Below are 17701 nucleotides of genomic sequence, written 5' to 3'. Positions count from 1 at the left end.
CCGGTAAGCAAGAAATAGCCGTGACCAAACTTGATAATCTCGCAAAAAATCACGGGATGGCTAAGCAAAAGGGCCGATATACAAGGCGCAGGGTGTTTTTGTGAATGAGGCCACACATATGGTGTGCCGAATGAGCAAAAATATGCTGCAACGCAGTAGATCGGACTTTTTGCGACGCCATCAAACTTAAATTGGTTTTGCCGAATTAGATAGTCCTAGAAGCAAAGCCTGTGTCAACTAATCCCCTCCAGCCTAGGGGATTAGTTGACCTCTTCGACACACTGGTTGTTCACCCACCCCCCTAGCGCAGCAATCTCTCTTTGATCTCTACGGGCAGATTGGAGTTCACAATCCATTGGGCTGCCTGAGCCGGATCCACACCCTTCCACTGAGCAGCGACCAACTCGTAATAGCCACTCTGCAACCCGGCATCCCTGACCCCTCCGACCCAATTGACAGCAGCGACAGGATCAATGTTTGCCCACGACCGCAGCACACCCGTGACGGCCTGACTTTTCGCATGATCGGCAGGCAGGCTGGCAACGTAGTCCATGGCTGCAACCGGATCTTGCCGAGCCCACTGGGAGGTAGTGGTAAACAAAGCCTGCTCCCTAACCTGAGGATTGCTCAACTTCTCAACCCACTGTGTTGCCGCCACCGGATCCTGCCGAGACCAGACTGATCCGATCTCGCCAAGGATGTTCTCTCGTGACTCCGGGGCAGCTGTCTTCGAAACCCAATCAATCGCCGAGGCAGGATCGGTCTTCGCCCACAGCCTGGCAACGGCATTAATAGTCTGTTCCTTGGTGGCGCCCGCCGACAAACGGTCAACCCAACTCGTGGCTGCAGCCATATCTTTTACCGCCCAAAGCTGTACCGCAGCCGACATAACTTCGCTCTGCGAACGTTGGTCATCGAACTGCACCGCCCACTGGGCCGCAGCCATCGGATCATTCTGGGCCAAGGCCCGACCAACCCTAACCAAAAGATCGTTGCGAAGCGCCGGATCGGCAACTTGTGCTGTCCACTGATAAGCCCCGTTAAGATCCTTGGCTGCCCAACTATACACAATCTCATTATAGGCCAGTCTGGTCATGTTCGGCTGAGGCAAGGTTGCAGCCCACTGTAACGCGGACTGAGGATCAATCCCGCCCCACACGTTGCCGATCATGCCTGCGTTATCAATAGTCAATTGCGAGATCCCGGCCTGAGCAAGCAATTGAGCCGCGGCTGCCGGATTCTTATTTCCCAGCATCCCCACAATCACCTCTCTGGCAAAGACCGCCTGATCATCGTATTGGCCAAGAGTGGCCAGGGTCTGGACTGCAAGCTCCACGTTCATTTGCTGGCCCAGGTCCTTGCCCAAAACACGCAAAGCAGTCTGTCGTTCTTTGGCATCAACAATAGCGCCGATACGTTCCAGTTCAAAGCGCAACTCCTCCTGAATCATCGGCTGCCCCGCCCCCACCTCCTTGCCGCTGACAGACGCTTCTCCACCCACAACCGGTACCTCAAGAGGCTGACCAGGATTTGCGGGTCCAACAGAGACAGGGTCGCCCTCCTGGGCCTCCCCGCCGTGAGGGACATACTCTTCTTCAGGAGCTGGTGTTCGCATCCCAGCAAGCTTGCCAAGTGGTTTCCTTACCGGTTTTCTTAACCCCGGCCTCCTCCCGTCGTGAGCATCTGATGTTTCAGTAGCCCCTTTCTCCGCCACATTGCTCTTGACCTTGGCGGCGCTGCCGCCTTTGTTCCCAGAGTCTCCATCAAAGAAACCAAATTGCCATGCCCCTAGAGCAATGGCCAACACAACCAAAAGGGTATTTACAAGCTTATGCGTGCCCATGACCTTCGAGAATCTCCCTTACCGAGGAAAGCGCCATCGCCGGAGTAATTGCCTGCAGACACACATTATCCACACAGGAAGTCTTGCGATGGTTGGCTGCTGAAACGCACGGTGAACAGGCAAGATTAGCATACAAACAATGGACATTCCCAAGCGATCCATACAATTTCGGGGTCTCGGGACCATAGAGAACAATAGTGGGCATTCTGGTAATCGCCGAGAAATGCCCAGGGCCTGAATCATTGGTCACCATCAAGGCCGCAAGGGTATAAAGCGCGGGTAACTCCTCGACAATCAAATGACCGGTCAGATTGACGCACCGCTCATGACTGATAGCCGCAACCAGGGCTTCGGCCCCGGGCAGCTCAGAAGGCGCCCCGGTAATCAGGACCAAAATATCTGGGTAGCGACTTACAATTTCGCTGATCAGGTGATGATAATTCTCCGGCGACCAGCGCCGCTGAGGCAGCAACTCGCTCGAATTAGGATTAATCAGAACCAAACGATGCGCTGTTTCGTCATAGTGAGGCGCAACCATCTTGATCTTGTCCCGCATGGCGGCAAGAGCAGGGAGTCCAGGTTTTACCACCGGCAGCACAATCTCCGAGTCTGGCACCTCCTTCTTGGAAAAAGGGAGTTCAGGCTTGGCGGCAGCCAAGGCATTGATCAGGGAGACAAAATTTTTGGCGATATGAATATGAGGATTATAGGCGACACGACAGGTCAACAATTCGCCCCGATAAAGACCTTCATCGTGAAAGGCATAGAACCCTGCCCGGTTCACCGCCCCGCTCAGCCACGAAAGCAGGGTAGAAAACCGGGAGAAGAGTTCGAGATCGACCACGGTATCAATCCGGTTGCGGACACACCAAAAACGAAATCTGACCACATCTGTCAGTATCGACCCCAGAGAGGTTTGGTCAATAGTAAAAATATTAGCATCAGGGATGGTCTGGAGCAGAGTGAGACTAGGACGATTCTTGGTGAAAATAACAAAAAAAAGCTCGGCCAGGAAATGATCGCGGGCCTTTCTCATGGCCGGGTCGGCAAGGATCGTACTCCCCATCTCGGACAACTCGATAAAGAGTATCCGCTTGGGCCTCTGCCCCTGAGGTCGAAAAAGAATCTGCCAAACCGTCAGCAGCAGAGTGACCATAAAGGTAATCGGCACCCCAAAATACCGATCAATATTTCGCATCTGGTCAGGAGTCATGGCAGATATCAGCGGGGAGTTCCAATTCGTTCCAGCATGTCGTTCAAAGTTCTGCTTTTTCCCGGAGCGATACGGATGGCGGAATCAGCAGCCTCCTTGGCCTTAACAGGCTCTCCCTGACTCATGAATGCCTTGGCCAGACCCAGGTAGGCATCCAAAGATCCTGGCGCAACTCCGAGAGCTTGCTGAAAAGCGCTAATGGCATCAGTCACCCGGCCATCACGAAGAAGGGCGCCGCCATAACCAACAAAGGCGCCAGCCAATTCATTTTTTGCCTGAGGAGAGGAGGGGTTCAGAGCAAGTCCCTCGCGAAGATGCTCGATCGCAGGCAGAAACTCACCTTTTTTCAGATCCCCCACCGCGGTGGACAGAAGGGCGTCAAAGAGGATGGAGCCAATCTCCTTCTGTGTCTCTGCCGGGGCCAAGCGGTAAGCGGTCCGTAACGGCTGAACGGCGTCACCCCACCGGCCAAGGCTCAGATACGAACGGCCAAGATAAAGATAGGCCTGATCAAACTCAGGATCAAGTTCCGTGGCCTTCAAAAAATGAGGCACAGCCTGATCATACACCCCCCGGTTGAAAAGGGTAAGGCCTGCATCAAACTCGCCTTTGGCGCCGGAGAACAGTGACATCCCCGCGCAGGAGACCGTAAACAGAGCGACAACAAAATAGAATAGAGCACGTTTCATGCTGCGCATTACAATCTCCTTGATCTGATTGAGATGATGAGGATTAATGCCCAAGACGCAGCAACCCTCCTTACGACTCGGTTCCTCCCCAAAAAAATATCTTATCTTCTAACCGCCAGGAAATCAATGACCAGACAATCAGGCCTAACTGAAAACAACCTAGTTCTATACTCCTTTGTAAACGTTCAGCAGCACTGTGACGTTTACAATTCCGGGGTTACCTGTAGTTTCGGTGCCCCTGGTGAACTGTTACACTCCTTTATAGTCACAAGTCCCGTTCAACATTATGTGTTTATTCAGACAGAAATAGATGAAATTATCATCCATTATTACTCTCCCGCAGAACCGCTGCTGCCAAGGATTCAAGCGGCAGCACCCGATCAACGCCGCCTAATTTTATGGCTTCCTTCGGCATGCCAAAAACGACACAACTCGCCTCATCCTGAGCAAAATTGAAAGCGCCGCCCTCCTTCATTTCCAACATCCCCTTAGCTCCATCGTCGCCCATGCCGGTCATAATTACACCAATTGCGTTCTTACCGGCATAGCGGGCGGCCGAACGAAAAAGAACATCTACTGAAGGACGATGCCTTGAAACCAGTGGTCCATCTTTCACTTCAACATAGTAGCGGGCACCGCTGCGTTTTAAGAGCACATGCCGGTTACCGGGGCCGATCAGGGCTCGTCCCCGGACTACGGTGTCCCCATCTTCAGCCTCCTTAACCGTGATCTTGCAGAGTGAGTCCAGACGCTTACTGAAAGCCGCAGTAAAATTTTCTGGCATGTGCTGAACAATAACAATGCCAGGAGTATCTGCCGGCATCGCCTCCAGGAAGTCACGAAGGGCCTCGGTCCCGCCGGTCGAAGCGCCGACCACCACGATTTTCTCGGTGGTCTGGATCATGGACTTGCAGCTTGGCTTGGCAAGGACAACATCTGCGGTCAACTTAGGTTCCACGGAGATGGTCCGAGGCCTAAAAGGCCTTACTCTGGCCTGGGCTGCCGCTTTGACCGTATCGCAGATCAGAATCCGGGATTCCTCCAGAAACTGTTTGGTCCCGACCCGAGGCTTGGGGATGATGTCAACGGCACCATACTCCATGGCCTTCACGGCAGTCTCGGATCCACTGCCGGCCAGGCTGGAACACATCACCACCGGAATCGGGTGCTGACTCATGATTTTTTTTAAAAAAGTAAGCCCGTCCATTCTCGGCATTTCGACATCCAGGGTGATGACATCGGGCACTTCTTCACGAAGCCTTTGGGCGGCGACAAAGGGATCCCCGGCTGCCGCCATGACTTTGATACCAGGGTCTGACGACAAGATCTCAGTCAGGGTCTGACGGACCACGGCGGAGTCATCGACAATCAACACTTTTATCTTTTTAATCATAAAGTAACATCACAATGATTTTGCGTATTATAGGCAAGAGTCTTTGGCATGGAATTTTTTCAGAAAAACTTCACCGGTGTAAGACTTAAATAAGAGCTTGCGGCCTTGCCCCCCCCCCACATCGGAGGCGGTAAGGCATAAACCAGCCTCTTCGATACGCCGCAGGGCAGCGTCGACGTTCTTGTTGCCGACTCCATGGTTGCCCTTGCAAAACATATCGGCTCCACCAAAGAGTTTAGTCACGATCTGACTGTGCTTGATGGCCCGCCGATCAAAATATACTAACATGCGACTGAGGGCTTGATCGACATATTTTAAATCTTGCTCCCCAGCACTTTGAGGAAATACGGCGTGGCAGATCGCCCCCAAGCAGGATTGCGGGTCATACAGAATTATGGCTACACAAGAGCCCAGGATGGTGGTGACAATTGTTGGTTTGCTCAGAAACGCTATTTCTCCGGGTTTGAGGAATCTGGCGGCGAGAGACAAGGAGCCTGTACTCATGCCAGTCTCCGGAAGATTGTCGATGCTTCTTGGATCAACGGCACCTTATACCCCATAATTGACTCGGAGTGGCCAAGAAAAAGATACCCGTCTGGGACCAGATACTGACAGAGCCGGTTGATGACCATCTCTTGAGTCTCTTTATCAAAGTAGATCAGCACATTACGACAAAATATTACCTGCTGCCTGACCGGCATTCTGAAATCATCATGCATGAAGTTCAAACGCCCAAATCGGACAAGAGCCCGCTGCTCTGGTACGATCCTCACCATGCCCAGGTTCGGGCCTTTGCCTTTGAGCAGGTATCGTTTCTTCATATCCATGGCAATCGGATGAACTTTGTCTTCGCTGTAGATGGCACGTTTGGCGATCTCAAGAACCTTGGTGGAGATATCTGACGCTGTGATTTCGAAAGAAAAGCCACGGGCGGAATTACTGTGCCGATAGTCACTCAAGACCATGGCCAGGGTATATGGCTCCTCTCCTGTGGAACAACCAGCACTCCACACTCGACAGTGTTTTTCACCTCTGGAAATAAGACTAGGCAGCACAGTACCGGTTAGATAAGCGAAATGAGCTGGTTCCCGGAAAAAATCGGTTTTATTGGTGGTGACCGTGTCCATCAGGGGGATCAGTTCCGTTTTTTGCCCCTCTGCACTGAAGAGAAAATCGCAATAGGCAGCGAACGAGGTAAGCCCCAAGATCCGCAGTCTTTTGGTTAATCGACCCGAAAGCATGGTCCGTTTGGACTCAGGCAATTTAATCCCCAACTTTGACTGCAGGAATGTGCTTAGGCGGTCAAAATCGGCATCGGAAAAATCCATTATGCTTGGTAATCTCTTGTTGGAATTAAACCTGGTAGTGGGAGGTCAGGTATTGTGAAGGAAATTTGACGGGGAAAAGACCCTGAGACTGCTCCCCGCCAAAGAGAAACTGGCTTTAGTACCGCTCAAAATCCTCATCAAGGTGATCATGGCCTGAGTTCATTTCGAGAGAAATTCCCTGCCGCTCATTTGGGGACTTCCCGGAACTTGAGGAGCTGGCAGCTCCTTTGTGGTGCGTTGAAGTGGCACTGATGTGGGAAATCGCGGCGTGCTTTTTCTGGGAACTCCGCTGACTTTTTGCTGGACCTCGATTTTGGTGTTTTCTGGTATGGGTCTCGTCTATCTTGAAGAAGGAGATTGTTGACTGGAGTTGATCCGCCTGGGAGTTCAACTCTTCGGCAGTGGCCGCCATCTCCTCGGAGGCTGCGGCATTCTGCTGGATTACTTGGTCGAGTTGCTGGATAGCCTTGTTGACCTGTTCGGCGCCGGTGTCTTGTTCTTTGCTGGCGGCGGCTATTTCTTGAACCAGTTCGGCAGTGCGTTGGATATCAGGCACCATCTTGCCGAGCATCTGTCCCGCCGTTTCAGCAACATGAACAGAGCTGGCCGAGAGTTTACTGATCTCGGCGGCGGCGTTCTGGCTGCGCTCGGCGAGCTTACGCACTTCGGAGGCTACAACAGCAAAGCCCTTGCCGTGTTCTCCGGCCCGGGCTGCTTCTATTGCCGCGTTCAAGGCCAGGAGGTTGGTCTGACGGGCAATCTCTTCAATAATGGAGATCTTACTGGCGATATCCTTCATAGCAGTGACCGCCTCTGCCACTGCCTTGCCGCCTTCCTTAGCGTCTTCGGCAGACTTGATGGCGATCTTTTCGGTCTGGATGGCATTATCGGCATTCTGGCGGATATTAGCGCTCATCTCTTCCATCGACGATGATGCCTCCTCAGCTGCGGCCGCCTGTTCAGTGCTCCCTTGGCTCATCTCCTGAGAACTGGAGCTAAGTTGTTGAGAACCGGAGGCAACATTATCGGCCGCCCCTCGGACATTGACCATAATCTCGCGCAGTTTAATAACCATGGTCTTGATCCCGCTCAATAAGTCGCCCATCTCGTCCTGTCGGTCGGCATTAACTTGGAGGTTAAGATCACCATCCGCGAGGCGCTGATTAAGCGCTAACCGCCTCGTTCAACGGAGTGACAATACTGCGAGTAATGAGAGTGGCAATGATGCCGGCAGCGATCACGCCCAGCAGCGAGAGGATAATAGCGATAACCATGGCAGTGGCACGGGCCGTGTCAAAAGCCGTGTCACCCTCTATCATCTTGCCCCTGAACAAGGTAATAATTTTCTCCAGAGATTCATCCATTTCAATCAGTTTCTCGTCAAGCTTACCGTCCAGTTCTTGTATTTTTTCGGTATCCTGAACCCCTTTTTGGGCCTCTTGCTTATGGACGGCAATAAGTTTGGCCAAAGGCACGACAGTGGCGGAGCGGGCCAAGTCAATCTTATCATCAAGGACTCGGATCTGCGCAAGGTCGGCCATGTCACCCTGGCTCAGCAGCGGCAGCATCTCATCCTCGAACAGGGCGATAAAACCGCCGTAAGCCTTAATGAACTCATCGGCCCAGATTTTCTCCTCGCCCAAAATGGCAATATCCCGGACCTCTTCCATCGCCTTGAAGCTCTCGGCCTTAGCCGCGTTAAATTCCTTGCGGCTGGCGGCAAGGTCGCGGTTAATCACAGCATCGGCGATGATGGCATAGAGATCAGAGACGCCCGCCATTGCCTGATTCAGAGTTAAAGTATTGGCAAAGATCACATTGACATCAATACTCTGTTCCAGAATCGGCAGCATCTCATTTTCGAAGATACCAAGATAGGCGTGGTAGGCCTTGTCCACTATCTCGGCCTCTGCCTTCTCTTCAGCGGTATCAACTAAAGTTCGAAGCTGGGCCATGTCTTTTTCGACCTGGATCTTCAGCTCAGCAAACTCCTTCCTGGTCTCGTCAAGGTGGCGGTTGATTACTGCGTTTGCCATGATCCCATACGATGCGGTCATTCGTTCCATAATTGCACCGGTTTCAACTACTTCGACAGTCAGAGCCCCCCCCTCATCTTGTAATTTAGCAAGACGCTGCATTGTGAAAAGCTGGTAAAGAATGGCTGCACCCAAGAGCAACACAACACCGACAAACCCTATCGTCAACTTCTTACCCACCTTTAAATCCGTAAATCGCATGGTTTCCCTCCCTAAAATGACCGGTTATGGTATCCCCGTGAGCTAATCGCAGGTTCACTAAAATGAATTATTTGTTAGTCCAAAGCCCTGGCACTACTTAACTGCCGGTTCGACCATCGTGGCAGTGGTCCCAATCAGGTCCATTTCCTCAACCGAAAACACCTTATCTATATCCAGAATCATGATGAAAGTGTCGCCGGTCTTGCCCATGCCTTTAATAAACTCGGTGTTGAGTTTGGTGCCGATCTTAGGCGCCGGCTCAATCTGGCTCGGTTCCATATCCAACACCTCTTGCACTGAATCGGCTAAAGCGCCAACAATGGTAGTCTCTCCGTCCACCGTAATCTCGGCGATAATGATGCAGGTATTGACCGTTTTTTCGGTGCTTGATCGCCCGAATTTCAAGTTCATGTCCATCACCGGCACCACGCTACCGCGAAGATTAATGACCCCGCGCATGAATGGCGGTGTTTGCGGCACCTTGGTGACGGCGCTAAAATCCAACACTTCACGGACCTTGCCAATTTCAATGGCAAAGATTTCTTCCCCGAGTCTGAAAGTCAGGTATTGATTGGTCTGGTTGCTTCCTTCGTCCCCCATCCTCTTCCCTCCCTCTGTGGGCATATCGTTTATATTTAAACCGTACCGCTATATGGTTTTAGCTGTAGCGGCCAAGACGAGCTGAGGGACATCGAGAATCAACGCCACCGACCCGTCACCCAGGATAGTGGCGCCAGAGATGCCTCGCACATCGCGGTGCAACGGGCCAAGGGTCTTGATAACCGTCTGGTGCTGACCGATAACATTATCGACTACAAAACCGACCTTGGTATTGTTAACATTAGTGATCACAATCTGCTCAATCTCAGGTAGTTCACCACCAATGCTGAAACTTTCCCGTAAAGGGATGTACGGCACTAGATGACCTCGAACATTGACCATATTTCGGCCATGGCTCTTTTGTGCCGAATCCCTACTCAGCTCAATGCACTCTTCCACCACACCTAAGGGGAGGACAAAGCTTTCCTCACCGATCTTGACCAGCAAGGACTCAATAATTGCGAGCGTCAGCGGCAGTCTGATCCTGACTACGGAGCCGAGTCCTGGCTCGCTGCTGAGCTGAATCGAGCCGCGCAGCGACTCGATGCCACGTTTTACAACATCCATACCAACTCCCCGGCCCGAGACATTAGTAACCGTCTTGGCGGTAGAGAATCCGGGCATGAAGATGATCTGGTCGATCTCCTGATCAGTTAAGGTGTTGGCGCTCTGCTCAGAAATCAGTCCCTTTTCAATGGCCTTGCGCCGCAAGGCTTCTCGATCCAGGCCGGCGCCGTCATCGATGATTTCAATGATAACCGAATCCCCCGAGTGAATGGCTGAGAGATGGACCGTTCCTTGACTGGTCTTACCAGCCGCCACTCGAGTTGCCGGCATCTCAATGCCATGATCAATGCTGTTGCGGATAAGGTGAACAAAGGGGTCGTTTAATTTTTCGATAACGGTCTTATCCAGTTCCGTATCCTCACCCTCGGTAGTCATCACTACTTCTTTGCCGAGTTCCCGGGAGAGATCACGCACCAACCGTTTGAACTTCGAAAAAATCGTGCCGATGGGCATCATCCTGATCCCCATAGTGTTATCTCTTAACTCGCCGGTCAACCGTTCGACCTCCTCGGCGATGGCATGCAGTTCTGGATCCATGCCCTCCTCTGCCCGCTGGGAGAGGCGGGCCTGCACGGTCACCAGTTCGCCGACCAGGTTAACCAGTCCATCCAAACGGATGGCATCGACCCGGATACTGCTGGTGGTAGTGTCCTGCTGAGTTTTAGCCCTTACATCCTTAACATGTTGTTGCTCCACCAACGCCGCATCCAGGGAGTCTTTCGAGATGACCTTCGTCATTACAAGCACTTCACCGATCCTTTTTTGGGCTTGGAGCATTTTGCCCATAACCTCTTCAGAGACATCACCCCGCTCGACCAGGATTTCGCCGATTTTCTTGGGGGTACCGATGTCGTCAAATGACGCGCCAGAGTCAATAACGGCAATAGTAAGTTCACAAAGATCTTCTACAAAAATGAAGATGTCGCGGATGGGATCAATTCCCTGGTCTGAGGTCAGAATAATATCCCAACAAAGGAAACAGCCCTCAGGGTCAAGATCCTCCAGTTGTGGCACATGGTCAGTACGGGCGATGATGCTGCATGTTCCCAGCTCCCTGAGTTCATTGAGCAGGAGAACAGGGTTGGTTCCGGAGCGGAACAGATCTTGATGGGGTTTGAAGCGAATTCGATAAGTAGCCATCTCTCCGGGCGAGACCGAAACAGGTGAAACCGGATGTTTTTCAATGACCGGATTAGCTGCCTGCTGAGGAGGGGGCTGACACTGGTTGCGGAGTGCGGAAAGCTCATGGATAATCCTGGCTGATACAGCCGTATCCACCGACGCGCCTGAGACCGAGGAATCAAGCATCGCACGTATCTGATCGCGGGCTGACAGAGACAGGTTGATTAATTCCGGGGAGACCGCCATCTTCCCTTCCCGCACCAAGTCATATATTGTTTCTACCTCATGAGTAAATGAGGATATATCGGTAAAGCCAAACATGGCCCCTGAGCCTTTGATCGTGTGCATAGCACGAAAGATCCGACCAATCAGCTCTTTATCGGCAGGGCTCTCTTCGAGTTCCAGAAGGGATGTCTCAAGCTCAGCTAAAAGTTCATACGCTTCTTCGCGAAAGACGCTTTTGGAATCGTCCATAGTTTGGTCTCTTCAGGATAACTAAGGTTAGTATTTCTTCTCAGCCGATGAGTTTTTTGACAACGGCGAGCAGTTGCTCCGGCTTGAAGGGTTTGACAATCCAGCCGGTAGCGCCCGCCGCCTTACCCTCCTGCTTTTTGCCGTCTTGGCTTTCAGTGGTTAAAAGCACGATGGGGACAAACTTATTGGCCGCCGTAGCCCTGACTGCGCTCGTCAATTCAATACCGTTCATATTGGGCATATTAAGATCAGTGATGATCATATTAACTTTAGCGGAGTTCAATTTACCTATTGCGTCCACCCCATCTACTGCCTCAATCACATCATACCCCGCCGACTTCAGGGTGAAGCTCACCATCTGCCGCACACTTGCTGAATCATCCACTGTCAAGATCATTTTTCCCATTACAGATATCCTCCGGCTAATAAGCACCCCATCTCGGGATGGATGGCACATTTTTTTTCACGGCACAGGCCTGCCAAGCAGGTTACGTCTTGAAATTGTTTGTTGTGTTTCATGGCCAGGCTCATCTTTAAGCCCAACGACATGGCCGTTTGATGAGCGGCACAGAAAAGTTGCAGACACGATAAATCTACCTCCGCATCATTCTCTAGTTCAATGACGATTTCAGGAGCGGCATTCAATGCTTGCGTTAGCGCCTCTTTTAACTCGGTGGCGAAACCTAACGTAAGTTCGCCGCTTAGTTTCAGTCTGACCATATCCTGGCCTTCGTGTCCCATGCTCCATTTCATAGATACTTTCCCTTTAGGCAGAGTGAGATGTCAAGCGTAACGTTGACATCTCAAAAAAATTCAATATTGTCATCAAGCGTATCTTGATCCTTCTTCTTGGCTGGGGCGCTGGGGGAAAACAAGACATCTTCTTCAGTCACGGTCTTGTCCCCACTGGTTGTGGAGTCCTCGTTGTTATCGATCCCGAGGAAAGCGGCGTGCAGTTCACGTTCCTGATCTGTCGTGTAGAGCTGCATAAGACTGATGGCATCTTCATCGAGTTGGTGCTCATTGAATTGCTGCCCCCATTTCGCCATGGAGTCGGCAATAGTCGAGAGTTGCTGGTGATGGGAAGTCAGTTCCTCGGCCAATCGGGGCAAAAATTCAAGATCATCGTTGGCGGTTGTAATTACCCTGCGCAAATCCCCCGCTTCCGTAGCGCAATCCTCTGCTTTCTTATTGAACAGAGTCAGGGCGTTGGTGATGCCAGTGATGGCCTGATCAAGCTGATCACCATGGACGCGAGAGGTCCCGGCACTGCTGTCTTCTGTCTGCAACTGCTTTACTGACTGATCAATAGTGCGATGGACTTCGCTTACCTCTTTAACAAAGGTATGGGCTTGGTCAGCCAAAGACTTAGTCTCCTGGGCAAGCACATCCAAGGTGCGTCCGGTGGTCCCTAGACTCGCTGCCTTAATAATGGCGTTAAGGGCTTTGAGCTGCATCTCAAAACGGATGTCTTCTATGCTTTGCATATGATGATTCAAGCGGCCAACCATAGTACTGACTTGGTTGGCGCTAGCGCGAAGCTTGTCAATCATGGTTGAACCATCTGCCATGAGGTGGCTGAGTCGTGACAGTGCGTTTTGCAAAAAAAACAGCGAGTCCTCTTGGCGAAGATTGATGGGACCTGGCTCATCGCTATGGCTGCGGACAAGGGTTGTGAAACTCTGACCAAGAGACTCGACGCTGTGATCGATAGCCAGAAAGGCAGAGTGACTATGCTGCCCGGCATCATCAATCTCCTCAATGATCCGTTTGATTTGGCCGCATTGCAAAGTCACGATCCTCCAGGCTCCAGCCAGCATCTTATCATGATCTTCATTGGTCGCGTTGCCGCCGGACTCGTTTAGAGTCACAGTCACTGTGGTTAATGCTTGGACGATATGCTCAATGCGTTGACTCATACTGTCATGAAGCTGGATTTTAATAACAATTTTACCAACTTGTCCTGAAATTTCCTGTGAATAAGAGGAGGCTTCCCCAAGGGTTGCCATGACCTTTCCGGTTATCTGCTCAATCTGTTCAACCGCCTCGGCGACAGCGCGCTCGGCATCCGTCGCTAGTGATTCCAACAGGTTAAGGTCATTAGTAATACCGCTGCGAATATCCTGCTGGATGCGCTGCATTGAGTGGCAGTCATCGGCAATGCCGGTAGCAACTTGGGAGATTGTGTCGGCCAATTGCACCACCTCTTTTGCCATCATCGAAAACATAAGGACTGACTCAGGGGCATGTGCACATTCCACACCGAAATTGAGACCAATAAGCCGAAGATACAAACCTATCTTCTCAAGGGAGCCGGTCTGGGTGATCAGGGTGGAGAGTTTGTTAAAGATGGAGTCAACTGCCGCAAGATTGGTTCCGATGGACTGACGTCCTTCACGAAATTCAGCCAAGCACTCTTCTGCGAGGCCGCGCAGGGTAACTAACACGCCGCTCTCCGGGTTTCCAATCGGGTCAACAGCCTGGTAAATAGTATCAGTCAGTTCTGCTGCTTTGGAATAGAGAGTTTGAAGAGAGTTTCCGAGTCCAATAAAATCTGGCTCGACTCGATGACTGATCGGACGATGGTTATCAAGGAACTGCTGAATTTGATCGGCAATTTGTTGCGGCGTCGGTGGCATGCGGATTACGTATTCATAGAGTAGGTTTTTCTCTCTGCTGGCTTTGATAAGTGAATCATAAGTGTAAATACTCAGTTTAGTCTGGCAGAATGTTTTTCCACTGTCAATTTTTTTTAGCTATCAACAAGAGAGAAAATTGCAATCTACCGAAAGACAGATCGCTTTTGGATCTTAAAGGACGTGACAGGGATCGTTCACCAAGGGGAGTCTAGCGTAAATACGGGATATCAGCCCCACCTCTTATACCTAAAAGGCTGCATCCAACGGTACGAAAGTGACAGATGTCAACTGGCAGAAGGAACTGGAGATGAAAAATAAGCGACTGAAGATCTAAGCTGATCTCAGCATGACACCCCGTGTCCGCAAGGAGGGAATTGAAAAAAGTTTAAACCAGACAGAAAAACTGGAACTGGCAGACAGTACCAGCCTGACAGTGAAACTCCAAAGAGGCGAAGAGTAGCTCTGACTGCTCGACGCCTCTTGACAACTGATAAGCAGGGCTTGTTATTCGCTCAACCCCAAGGCCTTCCTTTTTTGCCTGATCCGGGTATCAATAAGTTCGGCTGCCATGAAGGGGTCAGGTTCAATGCCGAAGCAGGCCCCAAGGAGCGTATCGAGTCCTTCGAGGACCAGATTAGTCACCATGGCGGACCCGGTAATATTGGGAGGATGACCGAGGTGGGTATAAATGCCTGAGGCAACACAGTACGTGCCAATGGCGGCGGCTTTTTCGGAATACCATTCCGGCGATGACCCAGCAAGCGGCAGATCGGAAATATCCACACCAAGCTCGTTGGCAAGAAGTGCTGCAAGCTGCAGAATTCGCGAATTATCTATGCAGCTGCCCATATGCAGTACCGGCGGGATACCTAACGCACCACAAACCTCTCGCAGTCCTGGCCCCGCCATCTCGATAGCCTCCGGCACTAACAACCCGGCCTTGCCGGTCGCAGTGGTGACGCATCCTGTCACCAGCACCAGAATATTCTTTTTAATCAGCTCCTTGGCCAGGTTGACATTGCAGTAATCCTGCTTGTATTTAGGATTATTGCAGCCGACAATGGCAACCGCCCCCCTGATTTTCCCTGCCTTGATCGCCTCGATGAGTGGCATCAGAGTGCCACCCAGCGCCGCTAGCAGGACCTCATTTGAAAAACCGGTGACCAGCTCAATCGGCCCTTGGGGGATCTCGACTCGATTGTTATTCCGTAAGGGAAAACGCTCAATAGCCATACGCACAACCTTCTTCGCCTGCGCCAAACCGTTGTGCAGCTCAAACTTGACGTGCTCGGCCCCGGTAAACTTCGCCTTATCTGCGGTGGTAACCATCTTGGTATGGTAACAATTGCCGACAGTTACCATACTTGGCATAATGCACTGATAATCAACAACAATGAGTTCCACAGCACCGGTGACAATAGCCAACTCGGTCATCAGATGGTTTCCTGCCATCGGAATCCCTTGACGCATCATCAGCTCATTGCCCGTACAACAAAGCCCTGCCAGATTGATCCCGGTAGCCCCTTTTTCCTTGGCCAAGGCAATGAGTTCATGGTCGTTGACCGCTTCGACAATCTTCTCCGAGACAATGGGATTGTGGCCATGGACCAAAATATTGACCTGATCCTCTTTGATCACGCCAAGATTCACCTTAGACTTCCTGGGGCTTGGCGTACCGAACAGAATATCTGAGATCTCGGTAGCGATCATCGAGCCTGCCCAGCCATCGGCCAGGCAGGTGCGGGCACTATGGAGCATGGTATTGGCCGCGTCGTTATCACAACCCATATGGGTGCGGTGCATCATTTCCGCAATCTCCCGATCAACGCCACGTGGGGTAATCCCAAGATTTCTCCAAATCTGCTTTCGCTTTTCAGGGACCCGGCACGCAAAAGAGAGCTCAGCACGCAAACTCCCGTAATTGGTATAAAATTCCTCACTCAAATCTTTGGCAACATCCAGGACTGCTCGCCCCTCGGTACTGACACCCAACTCATTGGCAATTCGGATCAGTTTGGCCTCATCCTTGATGGCATAATCCTTGGTCAGCCCGTGCGCCACAGCATGCAGGGCCTCAATACAGTCTCGGCCATGATCGGAATGCCCCGCAGTACCTCCAGCCACAAAACGGCCAAAGTTTCGGGCAACAACAACATCGGCATCGGCGCCGCAGACCCCAAGAGGGGCCTTCTTGCTGATCCGACACGGCCCCATGGTGCAGTTTCGACAGGAAAGTCCGCTTTCGCAGGAGGTACAATGGGGTGTCTGATGCTCCAAACGGTCCCAAGCAGTCTCAACCCCATCTCGTTCCGCCTTTCGCAGCATCTGCCGAGCATCATCCCAAATCGATTTCTCTTCAATAGGTTTCTTTGCTGTTGCCATTTCATTCTCCTTTGGTGCAGGATTTCACAATTCAAAAACACAAAAACACTCTCTAAAAAAATTCCGCCACCCGATATCAATCGAGCCAATTATTGCAAAAAATATCATATCGTCTAACTGCCGGGAAATCAATGGCCAGAAACAGGTTCAAGGGTCATTAAGAGGGGAGGGTTGAGAACAAGAGGGACCAGTGGTGTAATTACTAAAGAAAAGAAGGGACCACAAAGAACAGAGTGTGATCAAGATGGAGGAGATGAGACTTTGCTCATGACGAAAAGATTGAATTAAGATAGCCCATGAATAAATTGCCGAATCTGGTCTTGCTGGGAACTATCAGGATTATAAAATATAGCACCTATCGTTTGTGTCGTAACTCCCATGGGTTGAGAAACACCCACCTTTCCTACACGAGCGATCTTAAATTGCAAATCTGGAATTGATACCTTGTTGACCTTGTTCAACAACATGGCTTTCCACTTTTTAGATGTTGGCTGGTGGTCCATATATGTAATTGCTAATCCATTATCACTGATATCAACAACATGGCCTATCTGGCCATCACAAACAAAAACTGAATTATCTTTTATGGCATATCGATAATGCTTTCTTCTCTCGACAGCCGCTTCATCCTTACTTTTTCCGCAAAATTTATTAAGCAAATCGAATAATCTCTCCAACTCGAAAGGCTTTGGAATAAATTCATCCATCCCGGCTCGAAGCATGATTCCCCGATCATCGATATTGGCGGTAATACCCACAACCGGAATTCTTGTACCCATTCTTCGCGCGTGAAGAGCGGAGGCAAGTTCCGGGTGAATTGCAAGAGAGTGGTGATCACCCTGTTCACAGGCGCGTAAGAATTTCACCGCGGTTAATCCATCCATCTCCGGCATCCTGGAATCCATCAAAACTATGCCGTAATCATCCTGTGCGAGGAGACGCAAGGCTTCCAGACCGTTTTTCGCTACGGTTATCTTGTGACCGCTTGATTCAAGAATTGACCGAAGCAGGTCTTGAATAAACAGTTCATCATCCACCACAAGTATTTTTATCGAAATATTTTTCATTAAACTGAGCCTCTTGCAAAATAAGCGTCGTGACGCGGGGTGACAAAAAATCTCCTGCCGATTTTTGACCTGTCGCTGACTAGTTCAGGTCGCAAAAAAACTTATTTGTCTGTTTTTTCGTTAATATTACTGATTTCTGGGCGCATT

At 51.0% G+C, this 17701-nt stretch carries 15 protein-coding genes; all 15 read right to left on the bottom strand.

Features of this window, described 5'->3' with window-relative positions; translation table 11 throughout:
• Positions 1–301: 301 nt before the first annotated feature.
• Positions 302–1843, bottom strand: coding sequence for a hypothetical protein (locus FP815_04165; GenBank protein ID MBA3014131.1), 1542 nt, complete (start codon positions 1841–1843; stop codon positions 302–304).
• Positions 1830–3056, bottom strand: coding sequence for a glycosyltransferase family 9 protein (locus tag FP815_04160; protein MBA3014130.1), 1227 nt, complete (start codon positions 3054–3056; stop codon positions 1830–1832). The genes FP815_04165 and FP815_04160 overlap by 14 nt, the downstream gene beginning before the upstream one ends.
• A gap of 8 nt (positions 3057–3064) precedes the next feature.
• The gene (locus FP815_04155; protein MBA3014129.1) at positions 3065–3754 is read right to left on the bottom strand and encodes a tetratricopeptide repeat protein; all 690 of its coding nucleotides are present in this window, start codon (positions 3752–3754) and stop codon (positions 3065–3067) included.
• A 310-nt stretch (positions 3755–4064) separates the two neighbouring features.
• On the bottom strand, positions 4065–5135 hold the full coding sequence (locus FP815_04150; protein MBA3014128.1) for a chemotaxis response regulator protein-glutamate methylesterase: 1071 nt from the start codon (positions 5133–5135) through the stop codon (positions 4065–4067).
• Between the two features lie 30 nt (positions 5136–5165).
• Positions 5166–5642, bottom strand: coding sequence for a chemotaxis protein CheD (locus tag FP815_04145; GenBank protein ID MBA3014127.1), 477 nt, complete (start codon positions 5640–5642; stop codon positions 5166–5168).
• Entirely contained in the window at positions 5639–6466 is an 828-nt protein-coding gene (locus FP815_04140) for a chemotaxis protein CheR (protein ID MBA3014126.1), read from the bottom strand. The genes FP815_04145 and FP815_04140 overlap by 4 nt, the downstream gene beginning before the upstream one ends.
• A 115-nt stretch (positions 6467–6581) precedes the next feature.
• A complete protein-coding gene (locus FP815_04135; protein MBA3014125.1) occupies positions 6582–7571 on the bottom strand; it encodes a hypothetical protein in 990 nt (329 codons plus the stop codon).
• A gap of 58 nt (positions 7572–7629) precedes the next feature.
• A complete protein-coding gene (locus FP815_04130; protein MBA3014124.1) occupies positions 7630–8703 on the bottom strand; it encodes a hypothetical protein in 1074 nt (357 codons plus the stop codon).
• A gap of 93 nt (positions 8704–8796) precedes the next feature.
• A complete protein-coding gene (locus FP815_04125) occupies positions 8797–9303 on the bottom strand; it encodes a purine-binding chemotaxis protein CheW (protein ID MBA3014123.1) in 507 nt (168 codons plus the stop codon).
• Between the two features lie 48 nt (positions 9304–9351).
• Entirely contained in the window at positions 9352–11466 is a 2115-nt protein-coding gene (locus FP815_04120) for a chemotaxis protein CheA (GenBank protein MBA3014122.1), read from the bottom strand.
• Between the two features lie 40 nt (positions 11467–11506).
• The gene (locus tag FP815_04115) at positions 11507–11872 is read right to left on the bottom strand and encodes a response regulator (protein MBA3014121.1); all 366 of its coding nucleotides are present in this window, start codon (positions 11870–11872) and stop codon (positions 11507–11509) included.
• Positions 11872–12219, bottom strand: a complete 348-nt coding sequence (locus FP815_04110) for an STAS domain-containing protein (GenBank protein ID MBA3014120.1) — start codon at positions 12217–12219, stop codon at positions 11872–11874. Before FP815_04110 ends, FP815_04115 begins: the two co-directional genes overlap by 1 nt.
• 50 nt (positions 12220–12269) lie before the next feature.
• Positions 12270–14105, bottom strand: a complete 1836-nt coding sequence (locus FP815_04105; protein MBA3014119.1) for a hypothetical protein — start codon at positions 14103–14105, stop codon at positions 12270–12272.
• Positions 14106–14609: 504 nt separating this feature from the next.
• Positions 14610–16487 carry an anaerobic carbon-monoxide dehydrogenase catalytic subunit gene (cooS, locus tag FP815_04100; GenBank protein ID MBA3014118.1) on the bottom strand — a complete coding sequence of 626 codons (1878 nt, stop codon included), beginning with the start codon at positions 16485–16487 and terminating at the stop codon, positions 14610–14612.
• A 284-nt stretch (positions 16488–16771) separates the two neighbouring features.
• Positions 16772–17554 (bottom strand): response regulator, encoded by a 783-nt coding sequence (locus tag FP815_04095; GenBank protein ID MBA3014117.1) that lies wholly within the window; start codon positions 17552–17554, stop codon positions 16772–16774.
• Between the last annotated feature and the right edge of the window lie 147 nt (positions 17555–17701).

This window comes from Desulfobulbaceae bacterium (assembly GCA_013792005.1).
Classification (GTDB): domain Bacteria; phylum Desulfobacterota; class Desulfobulbia; order Desulfobulbales; family VMSU01; genus VMSU01.
This window is presented reverse-complemented; position numbering and strand designations above follow the sequence as displayed.